The organism is Megasphaera massiliensis, from assembly GCF_036305205.1.
Lineage (GTDB): Bacteria > Bacillota > Negativicutes > Veillonellales > Megasphaeraceae > Megasphaera > Megasphaera massiliensis.
This window is the reverse complement of sequence record NZ_JAXIXE010000041.1, coordinates 70,351-92,252: the sequence shown is the minus strand read 5'-3', so window position 1 is coordinate 92,252 and position 21,902 is coordinate 70,351. Positions and strand designations below refer to the sequence as shown.

23 protein-coding genes and 5 tRNA genes are annotated in these 21,902 nt (G+C 51.2%); 27 read left to right on the top strand and 1 reads right to left on the bottom strand.

What is annotated here, in order from left to right:
- Positions 1-226 precede the first annotated feature (226 nt).
- The 26 genes from UCI88_RS09140 (at position 227) to nudC (ending at position 18,239) form a co-directional block, all read left to right on the top strand.
- A tRNA-Asp gene (locus UCI88_RS09140) sits at positions 227-303 on the top strand.
- 3 nt (positions 304-306) lie between these two features.
- Positions 307-382, top strand: a tRNA-Phe gene (locus UCI88_RS09135).
- Positions 383-387: 5 nt separating this feature from the next.
- Positions 388-462: transfer RNA gene (locus UCI88_RS09130), tRNA-Gly, on the top strand.
- 5 nt (positions 463-467) lie between these two features.
- A tRNA-Cys gene (locus tag UCI88_RS09125) sits at positions 468-541 on the top strand.
- A 17-nt stretch (positions 542-558) separates the two neighbouring features.
- A tRNA-Leu gene (locus UCI88_RS09120) sits at positions 559-647 on the top strand.
- Between the two features lie 122 nt (positions 648-769).
- On the top strand, positions 770-1,489 hold the full coding sequence (locus tag UCI88_RS09115; protein ID WP_044503250.1) for a segregation and condensation protein A: 720 nt from the start codon (positions 770-772) through the stop codon (positions 1,487-1,489).
- Positions 1,461-2,039 (top strand): SMC-Scp complex subunit ScpB, encoded by a 579-nt coding sequence (scpB, locus tag UCI88_RS09110; protein WP_044503249.1) that lies wholly within the window; start codon positions 1,461-1,463, stop codon positions 2,037-2,039. Before UCI88_RS09115 ends, scpB begins: the two co-directional genes overlap by 29 nt.
- The gene (locus UCI88_RS09105) at positions 2,008-2,727 is read left to right on the top strand and encodes a pseudouridine synthase (protein ID WP_071822283.1); all 720 of its coding nucleotides are present in this window, start codon (positions 2,008-2,010) and stop codon (positions 2,725-2,727) included. Before scpB ends, UCI88_RS09105 begins: the two co-directional genes overlap by 32 nt.
- Positions 2,728-2,738: 11 nt before the next feature.
- Entirely contained in the window at positions 2,739-3,974 is a 1,236-nt protein-coding gene (locus tag UCI88_RS09100; RefSeq protein ID WP_044503248.1) for a BaiN/RdsA family NAD(P)/FAD-dependent oxidoreductase, read from the top strand.
- A 2-nt stretch (positions 3,975-3,976) separates the two neighbouring features.
- Complete coding sequence (gene cmk / locus UCI88_RS09095) at positions 3,977-4,645, top strand: (d)CMP kinase (RefSeq protein WP_256179916.1); 669 nt, start codon at positions 3,977-3,979, stop codon at positions 4,643-4,645.
- Positions 4,645-5,259 (top strand): lysophospholipid acyltransferase family protein, encoded by a 615-nt coding sequence (locus UCI88_RS09090; RefSeq protein ID WP_044503246.1) that lies wholly within the window; start codon positions 4,645-4,647, stop codon positions 5,257-5,259. The genes cmk and UCI88_RS09090 overlap by 1 nt, the downstream gene beginning before the upstream one ends.
- Positions 5,256-7,214, top strand: coding sequence for a bifunctional 4-hydroxy-3-methylbut-2-enyl diphosphate reductase/30S ribosomal protein S1 (locus tag UCI88_RS09085; protein WP_302357205.1), 1,959 nt, complete (start codon positions 5,256-5,258; stop codon positions 7,212-7,214). The genes UCI88_RS09090 and UCI88_RS09085 overlap by 4 nt, the downstream gene beginning before the upstream one ends.
- Before the next feature lie 69 nt (positions 7,215-7,283).
- A complete protein-coding gene (gene der / locus UCI88_RS09080) occupies positions 7,284-8,615 on the top strand; it encodes a ribosome biogenesis GTPase Der (protein WP_256179914.1) in 1,332 nt (443 codons plus the stop codon).
- A complete protein-coding gene (plsY, locus tag UCI88_RS09075; RefSeq protein WP_044503243.1) occupies positions 8,612-9,235 on the top strand; it encodes a glycerol-3-phosphate 1-O-acyltransferase PlsY in 624 nt (207 codons plus the stop codon). Before der ends, plsY begins: the two co-directional genes overlap by 4 nt.
- Positions 9,236-9,289: 54 nt before the next feature.
- A complete protein-coding gene (rsmD, locus tag UCI88_RS09070; RefSeq protein ID WP_044503242.1) occupies positions 9,290-9,847 on the top strand; it encodes a 16S rRNA (guanine(966)-N(2))-methyltransferase RsmD in 558 nt (185 codons plus the stop codon).
- A 5-nt stretch (positions 9,848-9,852) separates the two neighbouring features.
- Complete coding sequence (gene coaD, locus UCI88_RS09065; protein WP_044503241.1) at positions 9,853-10,344, top strand: pantetheine-phosphate adenylyltransferase; 492 nt, start codon at positions 9,853-9,855, stop codon at positions 10,342-10,344.
- 13 nt (positions 10,345-10,357) lie between these two features.
- A complete protein-coding gene (locus UCI88_RS09060; protein ID WP_044503240.1) occupies positions 10,358-10,831 on the top strand; it encodes an ATP synthase subunit B family protein in 474 nt (157 codons plus the stop codon).
- A 69-nt stretch (positions 10,832-10,900) separates the two neighbouring features.
- Positions 10,901-11,710 carry a TrmH family RNA methyltransferase gene (locus tag UCI88_RS09055; protein ID WP_256179913.1) on the top strand — a complete coding sequence of 270 codons (810 nt, stop codon included), beginning with the start codon at positions 10,901-10,903 and terminating at the stop codon, positions 11,708-11,710.
- Positions 11,711-11,725: 15 nt separating this feature from the next.
- The gene (gene larB, locus UCI88_RS09050; protein ID WP_044503238.1) at positions 11,726-12,403 is read left to right on the top strand and encodes a nickel pincer cofactor biosynthesis protein LarB; all 678 of its coding nucleotides are present in this window, start codon (positions 11,726-11,728) and stop codon (positions 12,401-12,403) included.
- Positions 12,404-12,407: 4 nt separating this feature from the next.
- Complete coding sequence (larC2, locus tag UCI88_RS09045; RefSeq protein WP_256179912.1) at positions 12,408-12,854, top strand: nickel pincer cofactor biosynthesis protein LarC2; 447 nt, start codon at positions 12,408-12,410, stop codon at positions 12,852-12,854.
- A 94-nt stretch (positions 12,855-12,948) separates the two neighbouring features.
- Positions 12,949-13,797 (top strand): ChbG/HpnK family deacetylase, encoded by an 849-nt coding sequence (locus UCI88_RS09040; RefSeq protein WP_065359666.1) that lies wholly within the window; start codon positions 12,949-12,951, stop codon positions 13,795-13,797.
- Positions 13,798-13,815: 18 nt separating this feature from the next.
- Positions 13,816-14,736, top strand: coding sequence for an NAD-dependent epimerase/dehydratase family protein (locus UCI88_RS09035; RefSeq protein ID WP_256179911.1), 921 nt, complete (start codon positions 13,816-13,818; stop codon positions 14,734-14,736).
- The gene (locus tag UCI88_RS09030) at positions 14,733-15,182 is read left to right on the top strand and encodes an ACT domain-containing protein (RefSeq protein WP_044503234.1); all 450 of its coding nucleotides are present in this window, start codon (positions 14,733-14,735) and stop codon (positions 15,180-15,182) included. Before UCI88_RS09035 ends, UCI88_RS09030 begins: the two co-directional genes overlap by 4 nt.
- 22 nt (positions 15,183-15,204) lie before the next feature.
- The gene (locus tag UCI88_RS09025; protein ID WP_256179910.1) at positions 15,205-16,494 is read left to right on the top strand and encodes a homoserine dehydrogenase; all 1,290 of its coding nucleotides are present in this window, start codon (positions 15,205-15,207) and stop codon (positions 16,492-16,494) included.
- Between the two features lie 3 nt (positions 16,495-16,497).
- Positions 16,498-17,412 carry a homoserine kinase gene (thrB, locus tag UCI88_RS09020; protein WP_044503232.1) on the top strand — a complete coding sequence of 305 codons (915 nt, stop codon included), beginning with the start codon at positions 16,498-16,500 and terminating at the stop codon, positions 17,410-17,412.
- Entirely contained in the window at positions 17,412-18,239 is an 828-nt protein-coding gene (nudC, locus tag UCI88_RS09015) for an NAD(+) diphosphatase (protein ID WP_256179909.1), read from the top strand. The genes thrB and nudC overlap by 1 nt, the downstream gene beginning before the upstream one ends.
- Positions 18,240-18,574: 335 nt before the next feature.
- Here nudC and UCI88_RS09010 read toward each other — a convergent pair whose 3' ends face one another.
- Positions 18,575-20,059 carry an L-fucose/L-arabinose isomerase family protein gene (locus tag UCI88_RS09010; protein ID WP_256179908.1) on the bottom strand — a complete coding sequence of 495 codons (1,485 nt, stop codon included), beginning with the start codon at positions 20,057-20,059 and terminating at the stop codon, positions 18,575-18,577.
- Between the two features lie 308 nt (positions 20,060-20,367).
- On the opposite strand from UCI88_RS09010, the gene xylB reads away from it, so the two are divergent.
- The gene (xylB, locus tag UCI88_RS09005; RefSeq protein WP_256179907.1) at positions 20,368-21,891 is read left to right on the top strand and encodes a xylulokinase; all 1,524 of its coding nucleotides are present in this window, start codon (positions 20,368-20,370) and stop codon (positions 21,889-21,891) included.
- Positions 21,892-21,902: the final 11 nt, after the last annotated feature.

Here is a 21,902-nt window from a genome sequence, read left to right as displayed (position 1 = left end):
CGCCGTATAGGCGGCCTTTTGCATGATGCGGCAAGGCGTAGAAGCACGGATCGAAATGTCAGGCCGAATTGTCTCGAGTGTCCTGATTGGTATTGCAATTAATCCTCTGAAAAAATATTATTGAATTTAAAAAATAATACTTGCCAAAGTCATCGTTTTGTAGTAGAATAGTTTTTGTTCGAGGCACTAAGAAATACCGAGACAGCCCCGAAGAATGAAAGCAAATGGCCCCGTGGTGTAGCGGTTTAACATGTCGCCCTGTCACGGCGAAGATCGTCAGTTCAAATCTGATCGGGGTCGCCAAATGCTCAGGTAGCTCAGTCGGTAGAGCAGGGGACTGAAAATCCCCGTGTCGGCGGTTCAATTCCGTCCCTGAGCACCACCAATGCGGAAGTAGCTCAGTGGTAGAGCACCACCTTGCCAAGGTGGGGGTCGCGAGTTCGAGCCTCGTTTTCCGCTCCATATATGGCGGCATAGCCAAGCGGTAAGGCAGAGGTCTGCAAAACCTTCATCCCCAGTTCGATTCTGGGTGCCGCCTCCATATTTTTCTTTCGTCATGCCGAGGTGGCGGAACTGGCAGACGCAACGGACTTAAAATCCGTCGGATAGAAATATCCGTACCGGTTCGATTCCGGTCCCCGGCACCAAATCAACAACGTGTAAGCGGCGTTGGCCGTGGCCGAAGTCCTTGCAAAACAAAGGAGCTGTCTTTGGACAGCTCCTTTTCGCAGTCCGTTTAAATTATCTGAAAAATGGGTTATAATGAATCATGACTGAATACAAGTATAGAGTATCTGATTTTGAAGGACCTTTAGATCTGTTGCTCTATTTGATTGAAAAGAACAAAGTCGACATTTATAACATTCCTATCGTTGACATTGCCGATCAGTTCAATGCTTATGTAGCTGACATCGACGCCTTTGATGTCGACTATGCCAGTAAGTTTTTTGTCATGGCAGCGACCCTTTTGCAGATAAAATCGCGGCTGCTCCTGCCGAAACAGCCTAAAGTGGTTGACGACGAAGAAGACCCGCAGGAAGTCTTGGTCCGGCAGCTCGTAGAGTATAAAAAGATGAAGGCCCTGTCTCAGGCCATGGGCAGTTTGTGGGACGCCCGCAGCCTGATGATGGGACGCCTGCCGGCGCCTATGCCTTATGAAACCCGCTTCGAAGGCCATATCGACACCAAGGCCCTCTACGACGCCTTTCAGCAAGTATGCCAGGCCCTGCCGGAACCAGAAGCCGTAGAGATACGGATTCAGAAAGAAATATACAGCGTCGGCGAATGCATGCGCCGCGTCACCTACGCCCTGCGCCGGGCCAAGGGGACGATGACGGCAGCTGCCATTTTTCAGGCCTGTCGATCCCGCGTCGAACTTGTCGTAACCTTTTTGGCGGTTTTAGAATTGCTCAAGGTCGGTCAATGTATGACCGTCGCTGAGGGAAAGGATGGGAATACCATTGCCTTACGATACACGCCAAAAGGATAACCGCGAGCCGACGGCACTTCTGGAAGCCCTCCTCTTTTTGAGCGGCGACGCCATGACCGAAGCCGATATCAGTGAACACCTGGGATGGCCTTTGGAAGATGTTGAGAAAATTGCCGAGCGCCTGCAGCATCTTTTAGAAGATCAGCGGCGAGGGCTGCGTCTCATCCGCGTTGCCGGCGGCTATCAGTTAGTGACCCGGCCGGATCTTCACGATGCCCTGCAGTGGGTCCGGACGGGGAAGAAGGAACTGTCGCCTATGGCCCTTGAAGTACTGGCCATCATCGCCTTCAAACAGCCTGTGACGCGGGCTGATATTGAAAAGCTGCGCGGCGTTTCGTCAGAAAGGGTCCTGACTTCTTTGGTGCAGCAGGGATTGGTCATCGACCTCGGCCGCAAGGACAGTCCGGGACGGCCGATTTTATACGGGACGTCTGCTTATTTTTTGGAATGTATCGGCATGGATTCCCTTGCTGATTTAGCCGGCCGCTTGTCGGTAGATACTACGGAGGATGGACTTGATGGAAGAACGGTTGCAGAAAGTAATGAGTAACTGCGGAGTCGCTTCACGGCGTGCTTCGGAAAAGCTGATATTAGAAGGACGAGTCCGCGTAAACGGTGTCGTCGTCCGGGAATTAGGCACCAAGGTCAATCCTGATAAGGACCGCATTGCCGTCGACGGCAAGACCCTTGAAATGCAGGCCAAGCATTACTACCTGTTTAATAAGCCCAAGGGCGTCATTACCACATCGAGTGACGATCAAGGACGGACGACGGTCATGGACTACTTCAAGAAGGAAAAAGACCGTATCTATGCCGTCGGCCGTTTGGACCAAAATACAGAAGGCTTGCTGCTCATGACCAATGACGGCGAACTGGCTAATATTCTGATGCATCCCAGCCGCCTCGTCGATAAGACGTATGAAGTCAAGGTCAAAGGGCAAGTTGCCGATTCGATTCTGCAGCATTTAGCCGACGGAGTCGAACTGAAAGACGGGATGACGGCACCGGCTGATGTCGTCTACGTCGACTACGATCCTCGGACGAACCTGACCAGTCTGGAAATCACCATTCACGAAGGCCGCAATCGCCAGGTCCGCCGCATGCTGGAATACTTTGGCTTTCAGGTTCACAACCTGCGCCGTATCCAGTATGCCTTTTTGACCCTGAGCGGCGTCAAGCGCGGAGCCTATCGCTCCTTGACCCGTGAAGAAGTGGCCGAACTCTATAAATATAAATAATAGGAGTCTTTATGAAGGAAATACTCGTCATCGGTGCCGGTGCGGCCGGCATCATGGCTGCGCTGGCTGCTGCTGAATCGGGAGCCAGAGTACATTTATTTGAAAAAAATGATATTGTCGGTAAGAAGATGGGAATCACCGGTAAAGGACGCTGCAACTTGACAAACTCCTGCAGCATGGCCGATTTCATCGCCCATACACCGGGGCACGGAAAATTCCTGTTCAGTGCTTATCAGCAGTTTACGAACCTCGATTTATTGGATAAACTGAACGGCTGGGGCCTTCTGACAAAAGAAGAACGAGGCGGCCGTATTTTCCCCCAGTCTGACAGCGCCATCGAAGTGCGAAAGCTCTTTTATCACAAACTGTGCCGCAAGAGCATCGAACTACATTTGAAGGAAGGCGTTAAAGCCGTTAAATCTTGGGGACATCGCTTTGTCGTCCAAACGGATTCGAGAACTTATGAAGGCGATGCCTGTATCATCACGACAGGCGGCATGTCCTATCCTGTAACCGGTTCTACCGGCGACGGCTACGGCTTTGCAAAATCGCTGGGGCACGAGGTGACGGAACTCAAGCCGTCGCTCATCCCTTTTACGACGGCCGAATCCTGGCCTCATGACTTGTCGGGACTGTCCCTGAAAAATGTCGAAGGGTCACTATGGCGCCGTGGGAAAAAAATCGATGCCCACTTCGGGGAAATGCTGTTTACCCACTTTGGCGTTTCCGGGCCGATTATCCTGATGCTCAGTACGGCAGCGGCCCATAAAAAGAGCGCCGCTTTCCCCTTAGAACTTCGCATCGACTTAAAACCGGCCTTATCGAAGGAAAAACTCGATGCCCGCCTGCGTCGGGATTTTGAAAAATATATCCGCAAAGAAGCTGTAAACGGCTTAAAGGATCTGTTGCCCCAGCGACTCATTCCGGTCATCCTTCATGAAGCCGGGATTGCAAAAGACTGTCCGGTCAATCAGATTTCCCGGGAACAGCGCCAGCACTTGGTCGAAGCCTTTAAGGCCCTGCCCCTTACGGTGACCGGGACGAGGCCCATCAGTGAAGCCATCGTCACCGCCGGCGGCGTATCGGTCAAGGAAATAGACCCTAAGACGATGGAGTCGAAACTCGTTCCGGGCCTTTATTTTGCCGGGGAAGTCATCGATATCGATGCCTTTACGGGCGGATATAATTTACAGGCAGCCTTTTCGACAGGGTTTGTAGCCGGAACGGCCGCTGCTAAGGAGGGCTGACTATGAAAAAATTAACGATTGCCATCGACGGCCCGGCAGGAGCCGGAAAAAGCAGTGTGGCTAAACTTTTGGCCAATAAAGTCGGCTATTTATACATTGATACCGGGGCCATGTACCGAGCCTTTACTTGGGCGGTGCTGGAAAAAGGCGTCGATATCGCCGATGACAAGGCCGTCAAGGCCTTAGTGGACAGCGTGGATATCCGCCTTGAACCAATGGCCGACCTGTGTCGGGTCTACGTCGGAGATACGGAAGTCACCGAGGCCATTCGGACGCAACGCGTATCCTCTCATGTTTCTTCCGTCGCAGCTCTTGCAGTCGTACGGCAAAAACTGGTAAAATTACAAAAGGCCATGGCCAAAGAAGGCGGCGTCATCCTCGACGGCCGCGATATCGGGACCGTCGTCCTTCCCGATGCGGATCTCAAAATATTCCTTACGGCGTCTGTCGCATCCCGGGCTCAGCGCCGCTATTTGGAAGTAAAGGCCAAAGGCGGCAGCGAATCGTATGAGGACATCGCCGCCAGCATCGCCGCTCGCGATGACATGGATTCCCACCGCAAGGTGTCCCCTTTGAAAAAAGCCGATGACGCTGTCGTCGTCGACAACAGTGATCTCGATTTACAACAGACGGCCGATGTCATTCTCGGCCTTATGAAGGAGCGAGGCTGATGCATGAATTTATGTATAATACGATCCGCAGGATCTTCAATGTCGCAACGTACGGCTTCTTGGACATGGAAGTCATCGGCGAAGAAAATATACCTGAAAAAGGGCCTTTTATCGTAGCCTGTAATCATGCCAGCAACTTTGATCCGCCCCTTTTGGGAACGGCTATGCGTCATCATCTCATCCACTTTATGGCCAAGGAGGAACTCTTCCGCAATCCGGTCATGGGCTGGTTCCTGCGTTATGTCCATACCTTTCCGGTCCATCGCGGCCGCATCGACCGCAAGGCGGTTATGGAATCCTTTAAGGTATTGAAAAATGGTGCCGTTTTGGGGATTTTCCCGGAAGGGAAGCGGACCCGAGGCGGCTCGGTCGGCCCCTTTCATGAGGGCTTTGCCGGTATCGCCATTAAGGCCAAGGTGCCTGTGTTGCCGGCAGCCATCGTCAATTCGGAATTTCTGCCGAAAAAGACGGGGCCTGTTCGAGTCATTTTTGGAAAACCCATCATGGCTCCGGCCGGAAAAGCCTCGGATCACGACGTAGTCACGGCCTTTTCCGAAGAAATTCGCGATTCCATCGTGACTATGCAAAATCAGTATAAAGGGGACGAAAAATGAAAGTAACTCTCGCCGCAGCCTGTGGCTTCTGCTATGGTGTCCGACGAGCCGTTGAACTGGCCGGACAGGCTGAAAAAGGAACACACACCTTGGGCCCTATCATCCATAATCCGCAAGTTGTCGGGCGTCTCGCCGAACAGGGCGTGTCGCCGGTAGACTCTTTGGATGAGGTAGAAAAAGGGGCTGTCGTCTTAATTCGGTCTCATGGCGTCGGACCGGAAATCTATGAAAAAGCCGACGATCGAGAACTAAAAGTCATAGATGCCACGTGTCCGCACGTTAAAAAGGCCCAACAAGACGCCAAAAATATCATCGAAAAAGGTGAAAAGCTTATAATCGTAGGCGAAAAGGCCCATCCCGAAGTAATTAGTATTTCACAATGGGGGGCAAATCGTGCTATTATAATAGACAGGGAAGAAGAGGCTCAACAAATTCCCTTTTGCGATTCTATGGGAGTCGTCGTACAAACGACGTTCTCTCAAGAGCAATTCAAGCGTATCGCCGCTATCCTGCAACAAAAGACTAATCATCTCGATGTGCATATGACCATATGCACGGCGACGCAGCAGCGTCAGCAGGCAGCGATAGAATTGGCAGGTCAGGTGGACGCCATGATCGTCATTGGCGGCAAGAACAGCGCCAACACCGGCCGCCTCGCGCAGGTATGCCGTGAACAGGATTGCCCGACATACCACATTGAAACAGCAGCCGAATTGGATACGGACTGGTTCAGTGGTATGAATCATATAGGCATTACAGCCGGCGCTTCTACGCCGGATTGGATAATACAGGAGGTTGTTAAGATTATGGAAAATTTGCAAGCTGAAGGCACAGAAGTAATGAGTGAAGAATTGTTGGACAAGTATGACTATGAAGAAAATCCAAAGAAAGGTGACGTGGTCAAAGGCACGGTTATTTCTGTGAATGATGATGCTGCCTATGTTTCCATCGGTACGAAAGCGGAAGCAATTCTGCCGAAAAAGGAAATGGCTGTTCCCGCTCCGGAAAAAGCAAGTGACTTTGTCAAAGTCGGCGATGAACTGACCGTTGAAATTGCCAACAACATCAAAGAAGAAGGAGCTATTGTCGTTTCCCTCGTCAAGATGAAGAAAGTCGAAGACTGGAAAGAAGTTCGCGAAGCATTCGAAAATGATCAGCTCGTCGAATGTGTTGGTAAAGAAACGAACAAGGCTGGTCTTGTCGTTTCTATCAAATCTCTCCGCGGATTTATCCCCCTCTCTCAGGGCGATATCAAATTCGTGAAGTCTTTGGACTACCTCGTCGGTGAAACCTTCCAGGTCAAAGTCATCGACATTGACGAACACAAAAACCGTCTGGTCCTGTCCCGTAAGGCTGTACTTGAAGCAGAACGCGAAGCAAAACGCGAAGAAGCCCTCAAACACATTGAAGAAGGGGCTGTCATCAAAGGTACTGTCGTTAAGATCATGCCCTATGGCGCATTCATCGATCTCGGCGGCGTAGAAGGCCTGCTTCACATTTCTGATATTTCTTGGAAGCGCATCAATGCTGTCGAAGACGTTCTCCAGGCCGGAGAAGAACTCGAAGTCCTTGTTCAGAAGTTCGATCAGGAACGGAATCGTATTTCCCTCTCCTTGAAAGCACTTCAGAAGAACCCCTGGATTGCAGCTATCGAAAAATTTGAAGTCGGCGATATCGTAAAAGGTGAAGTTAAGAAACTCTTGCCTTTCGGTGCTATCTTAGCTATCGATCCGGAACTGCAGGGCTTGCTCCATATTTCTGAATTAACTGAAAAACGCGGCGTGGCTGTCAAAGACCTGGTCGACATCGGCGATGTCATGAACGTTAAGATCATCGGCATCGATACAGATAAGAAGAAGATTTCTCTCAGCGTTCTGGCTATTCAGAAAGATGAAGAAGAACAGGAAGTTCGCGACTACCTCGCTAACCAGGATAACGAAGAAGAAAACAACTAAGGCTTTGTAAAAAGAGGATAGCCGGGCTGTACCGGTTATCCTTTTTTCGTTTATAGAAAGGATAATGCCATGTATAAACCCTTAGTCGCCGTCGTCGGTCGGCCGAATGTCGGCAAATCGACGCTGTTTAACGCGATTGTCAAGAAACGAATTTCCATCGTTGAAGATATTCCCGGCGTTACGCGCGACAGAATTTATTTTGATGCCGAATGGCTCGGTCGGGAATTTACCATGATCGATACGGGGGGCATTGAATTCGTTGATTCCAATGACCACATCTTCACCAGCATGCGCTATCAGGCAGAACTGGCCATTCACGAAGCCGACGTCATCTTATACGTCGTCGACGGGAAAGTCGGGATCCAGCCTCAGGATGAAGAAATTGCCCATATCCTGCGTTCCTGCGGGAAACCGGTCATCTTGGTCGTCAATAAGATCGACAGTGTCGAACAGGAAATGAACATCTATGAATTTTATAATCTCGGCTTGGGTGACCCCATCGGGATTTCAGCCGTCAACTTGATGAATCTCGGCGACCTCCTCGATGAAGTCCTGAAGAATATCAAAGAAGTACCGGCCCTTGAAGAAGATGACGATACGATTCATATCTCCCTCGTCGGCCGTCCGAACGTCGGCAAGTCGTCGCTCACCAATGCCCTCTTAGGGCAGGATCGGGTCATCGTCAGCAACGTGCCCGGTACGACCCGCGACTCTATCGATACACATTGGTCTTATGAAGGAACGGACTTCGTCCTCATCGATACGGCCGGCATGCGCCGCAAGGCCAAAATCGACATGCCTGTCGAACGGTACAGCGTCGTCCGGGCTCTGCGGGCCGTCGATCGGTCGGACATTGCCGTCCTGGTCATCGATGCGACGGAAGGCGTTACCGAACAGGATACGAAGATCGCAGGCTACGTCCACGAAGCGGGCAAAGGCTGCATCATCGTCGTCAACAAGTGGGACCTCGTCGAAAAGGACAGCAAGACGAGCCATAAGTTTGAAGAAGACATCCGTCGAGAACTGGCCTTCCTCCAGTACGCGCCCATCCTCTTTGCTTCGGCCCTTACGAAGCAGCGTATCAATCGCCTGGCCGATATGGTCAAATTCGTATCGGAACAGCAGCATATGCGCGTATCGACGAGCGTCTTAAATGAACTCATCGAAGATGCCCAGCTTACCAATCCGCCGCCGGCTAAAGGCGGGCGACTGCTGAAAATCTATTATATGACCCAGGCTTCGGTCCAGCCGCCGACCTTCATCCTTTTCGTCAATGAGCCCCAGCTCATGCATTTTTCGTATCTGCGCTTTTTGGAAAACCGACTGCGCGAAACCTTTGGTTTTGAAGGCACTCCCATCCGGCTTATCCTGCGTGGTAAGAAGGATGGTGACCGCTTATGATGACCGGTATCCTCTTCTTGGTTCTGGCTTATCTCGCAGGCTCCATTCCGAGCGGCCTTATCATCGGCAAGGTCCTGTATCATACGGATCCTCGTGAGTACGGCAGCCATAATACGGGAGCGACCAATGCCTACCGGGTCTTCGGCGCTGTCGGCGGCCTTTTGGTCCTCCTCTGCGACGTCGCGAAAGGCATGCTCGGTGTCTACCTGGGGCAGCTTGCTTCCCAGGCCGGCATCGGCACTCCGGCTGATCAGATTTATCTCATGATTGCCGGCGGGCTGCTTTCCATCGTCGGTCATTCGTGCTCTGTTTTTCTGAAATTCAAAGGTGGTAAAGGCGTTGCCACCGGCCTTGGCATCATCTTGTTCTTGGCGCCGTGGGAAACGCTCATCGTCTTTGCCGTCTGGGTCGTCATCGTTGCCATTACGCGCATCGTCTCCCTCGGCTCCATCGTAGCCGCTATTTTGGTGCCGATTCTGATGTACGTCTTTGGCGAGCCGCTGCCGCTGACGATTTTCGGCCTCCTGGCCGCCATTCTCGTCGTCGTTCGTCATAAGGATAATATTATCCGCTTGATACAGGGACGAGAACTGAAGGTCGAACGAATTCAGAAAAAATAGATTGATATGTACTAAAAAACGTGTATAATTGATTATGTACGAGCAGGTGATCTTATGAGAATCATATCGGGTAGTGCCAGAGGGCGAATTTTGAAGTCGCCGAAAGGAATGCTGACCCGGCCGACCTTAGACCGCACGCGGGAAAGTCTTTTTAATATGCTTGAAAGCAGAGGCAGTCTGGCCGGGGCAAGGGTTCTCGATATCTTTGCGGGTACAGGTGCCTTGGGATTAGAAGCCTTGAGCCGCGGTGCCGATTCTGCCGTCTTCATCGACCATTATACGCAGGCCCTCATTCGTCAGAATGCGTCGCTCTGCGGCTTTGATGAACGCGCTGAGGTCCTTCGGCTCCCGTCGGCAAAAGCTTTGGCACGGCTGAAAGGGCGGCAGTTTGATTATATCTTTGCCGACCCGCCGTATAACAAAAATTTGGTGAACGATACAATTGTTTTGATAGGTCAATACGATTTGTTGGCTCCTGGTGGATTGATTCTGATGGAATACAGCCGGAATGAAGGCATAACGGAGAACACATTGTATGAGGTCATCAGAGAAAAATCCTATGGAAATGACACGCGGATTGCTTTTATCCGTCGTCGCCGGGAAGGAGTTTGAAAGAAGTGCGAATCGGTATTTGTCCGGGCAGTTTTGATCCTGTTACCAATGGACACATTGATATTTTTGAACGAGGGAGCAAACTAGTCGATAAACTTATCGTTGCTGTTTTTGAAAATCCCGTAAAGAAGCCGTTGTTTACGATGGCCGAACGAGAAGAGATGCTGAGAGAAACGACGCGGCATATTCCCAATATTGAAGTCGTCAGCTTTCACGGCCTTCTCAATGAATACGCTATCGATCACGGTGCGACCGTCATTATTCGCGGCCTCCGGGCCCTGAGTGATTTTGAATATGAATTCCAACGGGCCCTGCTCATGAAAAAAGTGGAGCCACGCATCGAAACGGTATTCATCATGACGAGTACCCAGTATTCATATATCAGCTCGACGGGCATCCGCGAACTGGCCTGCTTTGGCGGCAAGCTCGATGATATGGTTCCCGATTACGTTGAAAAGAAACTAAAAGTGAAGTTTGCAGACAAGTACAATGCTTAGGAGTGGAGACTACATGAATTCGGATAAACTGTTAGAAGATTTGGAAAGCTTAGTAATGAACGCTTCAAAAGTTCCCTTTACTAACAAAAAAATGGTAGAAGAAGAAGAAATCCTTCAGATCATCGACGATTTGAAAGAATCCATGCCGGCTGAATTGGAACAGTCCAAAAAGATATTGGCCGAAAGAGACAAGGTCATTGCCGATGCCCAGCATCACGCTGACGGCATGGTAGCTCAGGCGAAAGACTACATCGCCAAATTGACCGAAGAAAGTGAACTGGTACGGCAGGCTCAGGAACGTGCCAACCAGGTTATCCAAACTGCCAATGACTCGTCGGAACAGCTGAAAAACAGCTCCATTACCTATGCCGGCGACGTCCTCAAATACGTTGAATCAACATTGGAAAAGACCTTATCCAGCATTCAGCAGAATCGCGAAAGCCTGCTGAAGAACAATGGACATCAGGATACGCCGGATCAGCAGTAGTGATGGCTTATGAGGTCCTGTCGCTCGTGCGGCAGGGCCTTTTTTTCCATGTTGATGACAGGAGGTACTATGAACGAAATTGTGTCCCGCGATAACCAGTGGGTAAAGATGGCCTGCTCCTTGAAGCAGAAAAAAGGCCGTCAAGCTCATCAGCGCGTCTTTGTCGAAGGCCTGCGGGTCATCGGTGATGCCGCTGTTATGGGGATTCCCGATGCCATTTGCTTTGTGTCGCCTAAAGGACGGGAACTTGCCGGCTTTGACGAAGTCTATGCCAGAGGCCTTGAATTAGGATGGACTTTTTATGCCGTTACCGACAGCGTATACGATAAATTAAAGGATACCAAGACGCCTCAAGGGCTGGCTGCTATGCTGCCCTTTTTTGCCTATACCTTTGACGCCTTGCCGGCCGTTGCTCCGGAAAAGGCCGTCCTCTATCTGCGCTCCGTCCAGGATCCGGGTAATTTAGGGACTATCCTCAGGACGGCTGCAGCAGCTAACGTCGGAGCTGTCCTTCTCAGTGAAGGCTGTGTCGACGTCTACAACGATAAGACGGTCCGCAGCGCCATGGGGGCGATTTTTAAAGTGCCTGTCGTCCAAGATGTAACCGATGAACAGCTCGACCAATTCTGCAGCGATGAGGACCGGAACATCTATGGAACGGCAGCCGAAGGGACCGTATCCTATGTCGAAGCCGATTACGACCGGCCGGTTATTCTGGCTTTTGGCAACGAAGGGAACGGCTTGCCCGATGAATTTTTGGAATGCTGTGACGACGTACTGACCATCCCCATGCGGCCTGATACAGAATCACTCAACTTATCTATGGCCGTCGGCATCGTCTTGTATAAGGCCTGGGAAAAAAATGGTTTTCACGTATAGTCTGGAGGCGTAATCATGGAAGAAAATAAGGACACCCTTGATCTTGGTTTTGCAAAACTCGACTTACAGCGTCAAGAGCGCTGCGGCTTTCCGGAAGTCGTCTATTGTGCCGGGAAGACGACGGACCAGTCCGTACGGATTTTAGAAATTTTGATGGAAAAATATGACAATGTCATCGGCACGAGGGCTTCGAAAGAAATTTTTGACATCTTATCGGCTAAGTTTCCGGCTGCCCAATACGACGAGCTGGCCAAGATGGTCTATCAGCACAAGGATAAGACCATCATCAACGGCGATCGCCTCATTTCCGTCATTACGGCCGGTACCAGCGATATTCCCGTCGCTGAAGAAGCGGCGCTTACGGCAGAAATTATGGGAAATCAAGTGGAACGAATCTACGATGTCGGCGTTGCCGGCATCCACCGATTGCTGGCACGAGTCGACGATATCCGAAAAGCCAATGTCAACATCGTCGTTGCCGGCATGGAAGGGGCTCTGGCCAGTGTCGTCGGAGGTTTAGTAGACAAGCCGGTCATCGCGGTACCGACCAGTATCGGATACGGTGCCAATTTCCACGGTCTTTCGGCCCTTCTGGCTATGCTCAACAGCTGCGCTGCCGGGATATCTGTCGTCAACATCGACAATGGTTTCGGCGCCGGCAGACTGGCCGATACGATGAACAGTCTGAGGTGAGCCGATGGAAACCTTATGGCAATTGGAAGCCAATATCGACGATATGAATCCTCAAAATATGGAATACGTCTTTTCACAGATTCTCGACAAGGGGGCCAATGACGTCTGGGCTATGCCGATGATGATGAAAAAAGGGCGGATGGCATCGATGCTCTGTGTTCTTTGCCGAAAAGAACTCCTCGACGATATGATTGAAACGATCGTTAAAGAGACGACATCTATTGGCGTTCGCTTTTTTCCCGTGAGCCGCATGGCCTGTGACCGGATCATTATGACAGTCTGCATTGACGGCAGGGATCTTCACTGTAAAATCTGCCGGTACGGCGGACAGATTGTCAATATTTCCGCCGAATACGACGACTGTCGGGCGGCGGCAGAAGCGACGGGCATCCCTTTGAAAGAATGGCAGCGCAAGGTGAAGGAAGCGGCATACCGCCAATTTGCCGAATAGTCCCGGGGAGGATATTGTCAAAATACGATTGTCCGTGTATAATAGTCATTAAGCCGATGTGCAGTGCATCCTGAAAGGACAGGGAGCGTAAAAGATGAATAGAGTCATTATTAATGCCGATGATTTCGGAATTCATACGGAAGTGAATCATGCCATTATTGAGGCTTGTGAACAGGGCGTTCTGACCAGTACGTCCTTATTGCCAACGGGGCCGGCTTTCGAAGAAGCCGTCTCGCTGGCTCGGACTTGTCCCCGTCTCGGAATCGGGATCCACTTATGCCTCGTCGGGTCGTTGCCCACCGTTTTGTCCCCGCAGGAAGTACCTACCCTGGTGACTGACAGTGGACGGGTACCGGACAGTTATCCTGAAGTCATTAAACGGGCCTGTCAGGGCCGGCTCGATTACGGTCAGGTTTACCGGGAACTCGATGCTCAGATGGAAAAAATCATGGCTACGGGACTTCCCATCGATCACATCGACAGCCATCAGCATCTGCACGTCCTGCCGCAGATCTGGAACATCGTCCAGTCGCTGATGATGAAGTACGGTATCCACCGAGTACGCATTCCGAGAGAAGCTTATTCATATAAGCTGTTTTCGGCCAATCCCGTGCGCATCGCCGGCCGCGACGGCCTGACCTACTTGTCCCAGAAGGCCATGGATGCCGTGAAACGCCTTCATTTTACGACGACAGATTTCTTTTGGGGCATGGTAGACGGCGGCAACATGAACGAAGGCAACTTGAAGTATCTCATCGACCGGCTGCCCTTCGGAGTCCATGAAATCATGATGCATCCGGGACGCAGTACGACGGTTCTTAGCCGGAGCTTTTCCTGGGAGTACCACTGGCAGGATGAATTTCAGGCACTTTTGTCGCCGGCGATCCGCCGTCAAATCGAAAAAAGAGAGATTCAACTCATTACCTACGGCGATTTGCCGTAAGGTCCGGGAGGACTTGCCTTGCATATTTTAGTTACGGGAGGTGCCGGCTTTATCGGGTCCCGCCTTGTCAAAGCCCTGCTTGAAGCAGGCCATGAGGTTACGGCCTTTGATAACCTTTCCAAAGGAACCTTTGCTCAGGTTCCCGACGAAGCCCGCTGCATCGAAGGCGACATCGGTGATGAAAAGGCCGTCGCTTCAGTGTTTTCCGAAAAGCCCATCGATATCGTCTTTCATGAAGCACCGCAGCGGAGGCTTTCCGATTCGCAGGACTTTTCTGAGAACGATGTCATAGGGAGCCTTACAGGTCTTAAGGTTGTCCTTGACCAGTGCTGCCGTCACGGTGTGAAGAAATTCATTTTTTCCTCGTCAGCTGCCGTCTACGGCGAGCCCGTCCGCGTTCCCGTTCGCGAAGAAGATGAGCTTAGCCCCATCAACTTTGACGGACAGGCTAAGGCAGCTGCGGAAGATTGTATCCGCCGGTATCATGAAGCGTACGGCCTGTCATATGTCATTTTGCGCTATGCCAATGTATATGGTGAGGGTGAGGAGAACAGCGTTGTCAGCCGTTTTACCCGGGCTGTGGCTTACGGCGAAGATATGACCATCTATGGCGACGGTGAACAGTCCCGCGATTTCATCTACGTCGACGACGTCGTCCGGGCCAATCTGGCGGCCATGGCGGATGAGGGGCCGGCTGAGACGTATAATATCGGCACGCAGATGGAGACGACGATCAACGCACTGAAAGTCATCCTGCTGTATTTTACCCATGCCGGTATTTCTATCTCTTATGAAGATGCACGCCCAGGTGATGTACACTGTTCGGCACTGCATAGTGAAAAAGCCGAGAAAATACTCAACTGGCGTCCTAAAATGAAACTGATGCCCGGCCTTATGGCGATGTATCAATATTTTTGCGAAAGGGAAGATGCCAAGTGAAAGACGATAAGGAGCACAAGTTTTACTTAGTCCGCGAAGATATTTTGCCTGAAGCGATCAAGAAGACCATCAAGGTCAAGGAAATCCTCAAGCGCCATCAGACGCGGACCATCAATGAAGCCGTCCAGATGATGGATTTGAGCCGCAGTGCGTACTATAAATATAAGGATTACGTCTCTCCTTTTTATGACGTTACGCAGGGCAAAATCGTCACCTTGTCGGTCATGATTTTTGACCGTCCCGGCGAATTATCCCAGGTTCTCAACACGGTTGCTGCCAACAATGGCAGTATCCTGACCATCAATCAGGGCATTCCCCTGCAGGGCATGGCAGCGGTCAGCTTGTCCATTGAAACGAAGGATATGACCGTATCGGTCGAAGACTTGATGAAAACGTTGGAAAAACTGTCCGGTGTCAGCAAGGTAAATATTATCGGACAAGCGTAAGTAAAAAAGAGGGGGTAGGTCCATGAAAAGCGTTTCTATTGCTCTATTAGGCTGCGGTACTGTTGGGAAAGGCGTCGTCGATTTATTGGCGATGAACGGTCCGCTTATTGAAGAACAGCTCGATACGAAAATCAATATCAAGCGTATCCTTATCCGTGATTTGAACAAGTATGAAAAGATGGAAGGCCTGCCCGATTCCATTCGGCTCACGACTGATTTTAACGACATCATCAATGATGATGAAATCGAAATCGTCGTTGAAGTCATGGGCAGCGCCGACTTTGCAAAAGACTGCATCGAACAGTGCTTCCGGCGCGGAAAGAGCGTTATCAGCGCCAATAAAGACCTCATCGCAGACTATGGGATTCCTTTATTGACCTTATCCTATGAGCATGACGTCGACTTCCAGTTTGAAGCCAGCGTCGCCGGCGGTATCCCTATCGTTCGTCCCATGTATTCATCGCTTAACAGCAACCGCATCGAAGAAATCATTGGCATCATGAACGGGACGACCAATTTTATTTTATCGAATATGACCGCCCATGGTTCGTCATATGAAGAAGTATTGAAAGAAGCTCAGGAAAAAGGCTATGCCGAAGCCGACCCGACCAATGACGTCAGCGGCTATGATGCAGCTCGTAAAATCGCTATTTTGGCAACCTTAGGCTTCCATTCAGCCGTTACCTTTGACGACGTTGCCGTTGAAGGCATTGAAAATATCTCCAAGGAAGATATTGAACATGCGACGGAAATGGGATACGTCATCAAGCTTCTGGCCATTGCCCGTCAGGACGACGACGGTATTTCACTCAACGTCCATCCGGCCTTTATTCGTGAAGACCATCCCTTGGCCCATGTCGACGGTGCCTATAATGCCGTTTGCGTCCGCGGCAACGGCGTTGGCAACGTCATGTTCTACGGCCCGGGTGCCGGATCGCTTCCGACGGCCAGTGCTGTCGTCAGCGACGTCATGAACGTCATCCTCCACCGCAATTTGAAGATGACCGGTAAGCGCGGTTATGTATGGCACGAAGCGAAATTGAAGCCTCAGGCTGAAATTTGCTCGCCCTACTATCTGCGAATGATCGTCAACAATGCGCCTGGTGTCTTGTCGTCGGTATCAAAGGTCTTGGCTGAACACAATATCAGTATCCGCTCTCTGATTCAAAAGGATGAAACGACAGAAATTGCTGAAATCGTCATCCTTATCGACAAATCGGCCGATGGTCTGGTCCAGGCATCGCTCCAGAAAATCGAAGGATTGTCATGCGTTCGCGAAATTGAAAATGCCATTCGTGTAATTGAGGTGTAAGAAATGACAAAAACATTGCATGCACAGATTCCTGCAACATCCGCTAACGTCGGCTCCGGTTTCGATGCCGTCGGTATTGCGCTGAACTTGTACAATGACATTTATTTTACGGAAGAACCGGGCAAAGACACGATTACCGTGGAAATTGAAGGACTCGGAGCCAACAAGCTGCCCAAGGTTTTTGACGAAAATATGGTCGGCCATGCTATGAAGGCCGTCGCCGTCAAGAAGCGTCAGTCCCTTCCTAAGGGCGGCACGCTGAAACTGGTCAATGCCATTCCGCCGGCCCGCGGTCTCGGAAGCAGCTCGGCAGCCCTTGTCGGCGGTATCCTCATCGGTGACGCCTTGACCGGCAGTACCATGAGCCGCGACGAAATGCTGTCCCTGGCAACGGTCCTCGAAGGTCATCCGGACAATGTGGCGCCTGCCATTTACGGCGGCTTATCCGTTTCTGTCATGGTCGACGGCAAAACGCTGACCAATTCAATTCCCCTTGATGATGAATTGTCTTTTGTGACGGTCAGCCCGGAAATCGAAATTTCTACAGAAGAAGCGAGAAAAGCCCTGCCCAAGACGATTGATTACCAAAACGCCGTCTTTAACGTCAGTCGCGTCAGCTTCCTGGTATCGTCTTTATTTACGAAGCAATACGACCGCATCGCTTATGGCCTGCAGGATAAGCTCCACGTACCTTATCGGTTGAGCCTCATTCCCAGCGGTGATCTGGTCTTGAAGAAGGCTGTGGAAGCCGGTGCCCTTGGGGCTACGATCAGCGGTTCCGGTTCGACGCTCATCGCTTTTGCTACGGGCAATGAAGGAGCCATCATGGAATCCATGATCAATTGCTTTAACGACCACGGCATTGAGGCAACGGGTCACGTGTTGAAATGCAGCAATGAAGGGGCGAAGCTCGTCTGATGATTCAAGATATCGGAGATCATACGTATCATGTCGAATACCGTCCGGTGCCGTTGGCACGGGATGGTATTCTCTTGTCTTATCGCGGGCGGGAGATATTGGTAAAGCTGACCGGGGAGAAATCTTTCACCTATCCGACTTACAGCGATTATGCCGACATGGGAGAAGACCGGTTCCGCTGGCTCTTTGCCGAAGACCGTCAGCAATTCTATTTGGCTGAGGAAGCCTTGCCGGAAAAAGACGGCTTTGCTTATGTCAATATTTTCTTTATGAGGGGTGCGTCACCGCGGCATCTGGCCTTTGCCGGCGTCGTCGGCCTGTCCCTGTCCGTCTGGTACAGCAACCATCGCTTCTGCGGCCATTGCGGACGCCCGATGAAACATAGCGACAAGGAACGGATGGTTCATTGCGACGCCTGCCATACCATGATTTATCCGCGCATCTGCCCGGCCGTCATCGTAGCCGTCCGCCATGGTGACAAGCTCCTGGTCTCGAAATACGCCGGCCGGGAATACAAGAATGTCGCCCTCTTGGCAGGCTTTGCCGAAGTCGGCGAGTCCATTGAGGATACCGTCCATCGTGAAGTCATGGAAGAAGTGGGCATTAAGGTCAAGAACCTGACCTTCTATAAGAGTCAGCCTTGGTGCTTTACGGATACACTCCTCTTGGGATTTTTCTGTGATCTTGACGGCGATGATACGCTGAAAGTCGATCACAGAGAACTGGCAACGGCTGAATGGATTGACCGACAGGATATTCCTGATGACGTAGAAAAAGCCAGCCTGACCATGGAAATGATGACCCTTTTTAAAAAAGGAATCTATTAATGAGAACCTTGGATGACGATTTTTCCGCCATTCAAGGTTCTTTTTTTGAGGGAGACAGAAACGCTGACATTCCTGTGTTGGCGGGACGTGAGCTATGACGGTCACGTCTTTTTTTGCCTTCAGGGCCTCAGGGATATCGTGTAGAAATCATGTAGGGCTGGTGATGATTCGAATTCCTTAGAAACGTCGGGAACTGTCAGGCAGCGAAAAAATGAAAAGGGAGCGACCGTGGGAATGAGCGCTGTTAGGGGGGAGTAGTGGTTCAAAAATCGACTGTATAGATGCGAAAAGACGGCACGAAATGATTCGTGCCGTCTTTTAATATGAGTAGGCTTTTACATGTCAAAGGGATTTTCGTTGGGATAGAGCATGCCTTTTGGCTGGTTGAAGGCGATGTCTTCAATGCCCAGGTACTGGAAGATGGAGAAGAGGACTTTTCCGATGTGGGCAAAGGCGACGGCGCCGTGATGAGGATACTGCTTGGCGATGAGGACGTGACGGTAGAAGCGGCCCATTTCGGGGATGGCAAAGATGCCGATGCCGCCGAAGGATTGGGTAGCAGCCGGAAGGACTTCACCTTGGGCGATGTAAGCCCGGAGCTGTCCGCCGGCCGTGCTCTGAAGTCGGAAGAAGGTGATCGGGCTTTCGGCAATGTCCCCTTCGAGGGTGCCGCGAGTGATATCAGGTGTGCCGCCGTCTTCTAAGAGACGGTTTTGGATGAGCTGATATTTTACGCCGCCCTTTTTCAACTTGCACAAAGGTGTGTTGCCGCAGTGGAAGCCCATGAAGGTATCTTTCTGGGTATAGTTCGTCGTCGGTTTGATATCCGATTCGTAGAGATCGCGGGGGACGGAGTTGTTGATGTCGAGCAAGGTGACGGTGTCGCCGCTGGCACACATGCCGATGTATTCGCTGACGGCGCCGTAGATGTCGACTTCGCAGGCGACAGGGATGCCGCGGGATACGAGACGGCTGTTGACGTAGCACGGTTCAAAGCCGAACTGGGACGGGAAGGCCGGCCAGCATTTATTGGCAAAAGCTACATACTGACGAGAGCCTTTGTGAGCTTCAGCCCAGTCGAGGAGGGTCAGTTCGTACTGTGCCATGCGGGGCAGGAGGTCCGGCCAGGGGTTGCCGTCTTTGCCGAGTTCTTCCGTCATATCGGCGACGACGTCGGCAATGCGCGGGTCGTCTTTGTGAGCCTGATACGATACGAGAAGGTCGAGTTCGGAGTTTTCTTCGATTTCAATGCCTAAGTCGTAGAGCGGTTTGATCGGTGCGTTGCAGGCAAAGAAGTCCTGAGGACGCGGGCCGAAGGTAATGATTTTTAACTGGCTGAGGCCGATGAGCGTGCGGGCCATGGGCTGGAAGTCGGCAATCATGGAAGCGACTTCTTCAGCGGTTCCTACGGGGTATGACGGGATATAGGCTTTTAATTTGCGAAGGCCTAAGTTATACGAACAGTTGAGCATGCCGCAGTAAGCATCGCCGCGGCCATTGATGAGGTTTTTGCCTGTTTCTTCGGCAGCAGCGGCGTACATGACCGGACCGTCGAAGTATTTAGCGATTAAGGTTTCCGGCGTTTCGGGACCGAAGTTACCTAAGAAGACGACGAGGGCATTGCAGCCGGCGGCTTTAGCTTCTTCAACGGCTTTGAGCATATCTTTTTCGTTTTCTACGACCGTCGGCACTTCGTAGAGGTCGCCATATTTTTTCGTATAGGCATCGACGATGGCCTTGCGACGGTTCTGGGATAAAGAAATAATAAAGCAGTCACGGCTGACAGAAATAATACCACATTTCACTTCGGGAATATTCATAATAAGGTCTCCTTTCCCATGTAAGGGTTACTTGTAATTTTTTTGAGTGCCTAGGCACATTTCGTTAAGGGAATGATAGCACGCTTGTCAAATTTCTGTCAATACATAGTTTGACATTTTTTTACGAAAGGCAGTATTATGCAGAAAAAATACAGGTAAACCCTGAAATATAGCAAAAGTGCATGTATGAAGATTCCCGTTGACCATCTAATTTTGTCATGGTATACTTCAAACGTAGACATGTGCTTAGGCACGCAATAAGGCGCAAGGACCTCGAAATAAATGAGGCACATTAGGGAGGAAGATATATGAAGTATGTAATGGGAATTGATATTGGTACGTCAGCGACCAAAACAGTACTCTTCGACGATACCTGTCAGGCTGTGGCTATGGCGTCCTGTGAGTATCCCTTGTATCAGCCCCAGAACGGTTGGGCTGAACAGAAGCCGGAAGATTGGTATCAGGCTGTTGTACAGACGATACGGGAAATCTTGGCAAAGTGCACCGTAGAAGCGAAAGATATCGTCAGTATCGGCTTATCCGGTCAGATGCACGGCCTGGTCATGTTAAATGAAAAGAACGAAGTCATTCGGCCGGCTATCATCTGGTGTGACCAACGGACGGGGAAAGAATGCATCGAAATCACCCGGACCGTCGGTGCTGAAAAGTTGATGGATATTACGGCCAATCCGGCATTGACCGGTTTTACGGCGTCGAAGCTTCTCTGGGTGCGCAACCATGAAGCGGAACACTATCGCCAGTGCCGCCATATTCTGCTTCCGAAAGATTATGTCCGCCTGCGCATGACCGGTCAGTATGCGACCGACGTTTCTGATGCCAGCGGTATGCAGTTCCTTGACGTACGTCACCGCTGTTGGTCCGATGAAATCCTGGATCTCCTCGACATCGATCCGGCATGGCTGGCTAAGGTCTATGAATCACCGGATGTGACGGGAACACTGACACCGGCCTTTGCCGCAGAAACAGGCCTCCTTCCGCAAACCATCGTCGTCGGCGGTGCCGGCGATAATGCCGCTGCTGCTGTCGGAACCGGCATCGTCAGTGACGGAAAGGCTTTTACAACCATCGGTACCAGCGGCGTCGTCTTCGCCCATACGAGCGATCTCCACATCGACCCTAAAGGCCGCGTCCACTCGTTCTGCTGTGCCGTGCCCGGGTGTTGGCACGTCATGGGTGTAACCCAGGCTGCGGGCTTGTCACTTCGCTGGTTCCGTGATACGCTGGGACATGACTACTTAAAAGAAGCCGAACAGGCCGGTCTTGATCCTTATGTCGTCATGGACCATCACGTTGAACACGTACCCATGGGCAGCCGGCGCCTCCTTTATTTACCTTATCTTATGGGAGAACGGACGCCGCACCTCGACCCGGATTGCCGCGGTGTATTCTTCGGACTATCGGCCATTCATACGCAGGACGATATGCTCCGGGCCGTCATGGAAGGCGTTGGCTATTCTCTGACGGACTGCCAGGATATCCTTCGCGACATGGGAATCGTCGTTCAGGAAATGATGGCCTGCGGCGGCGGCGGACGAAGCCAATTGTGGCGTCAGATGCTGGCCGATATGTATAATTGCGAAGTCAAAACCGTATCTTCTAAGGAAGGCCCTGCCCTGGGGGCAGCTATCCTGGCCGGCGTCGGAGCCGGATTGTTTAAGAGCGTTGTCACGGCTTGCCGCGATTTCATCGATACCAATACCTATTGCCAGCCCGACCCGACAGCTCACGCCTATTATGAAAAAGGCCACGCTTTATATCAGAAATTATATCGGCAATTAGCCGGATGTTATCAAGATTTGGCGACTTTATAAACGCCGTTAGG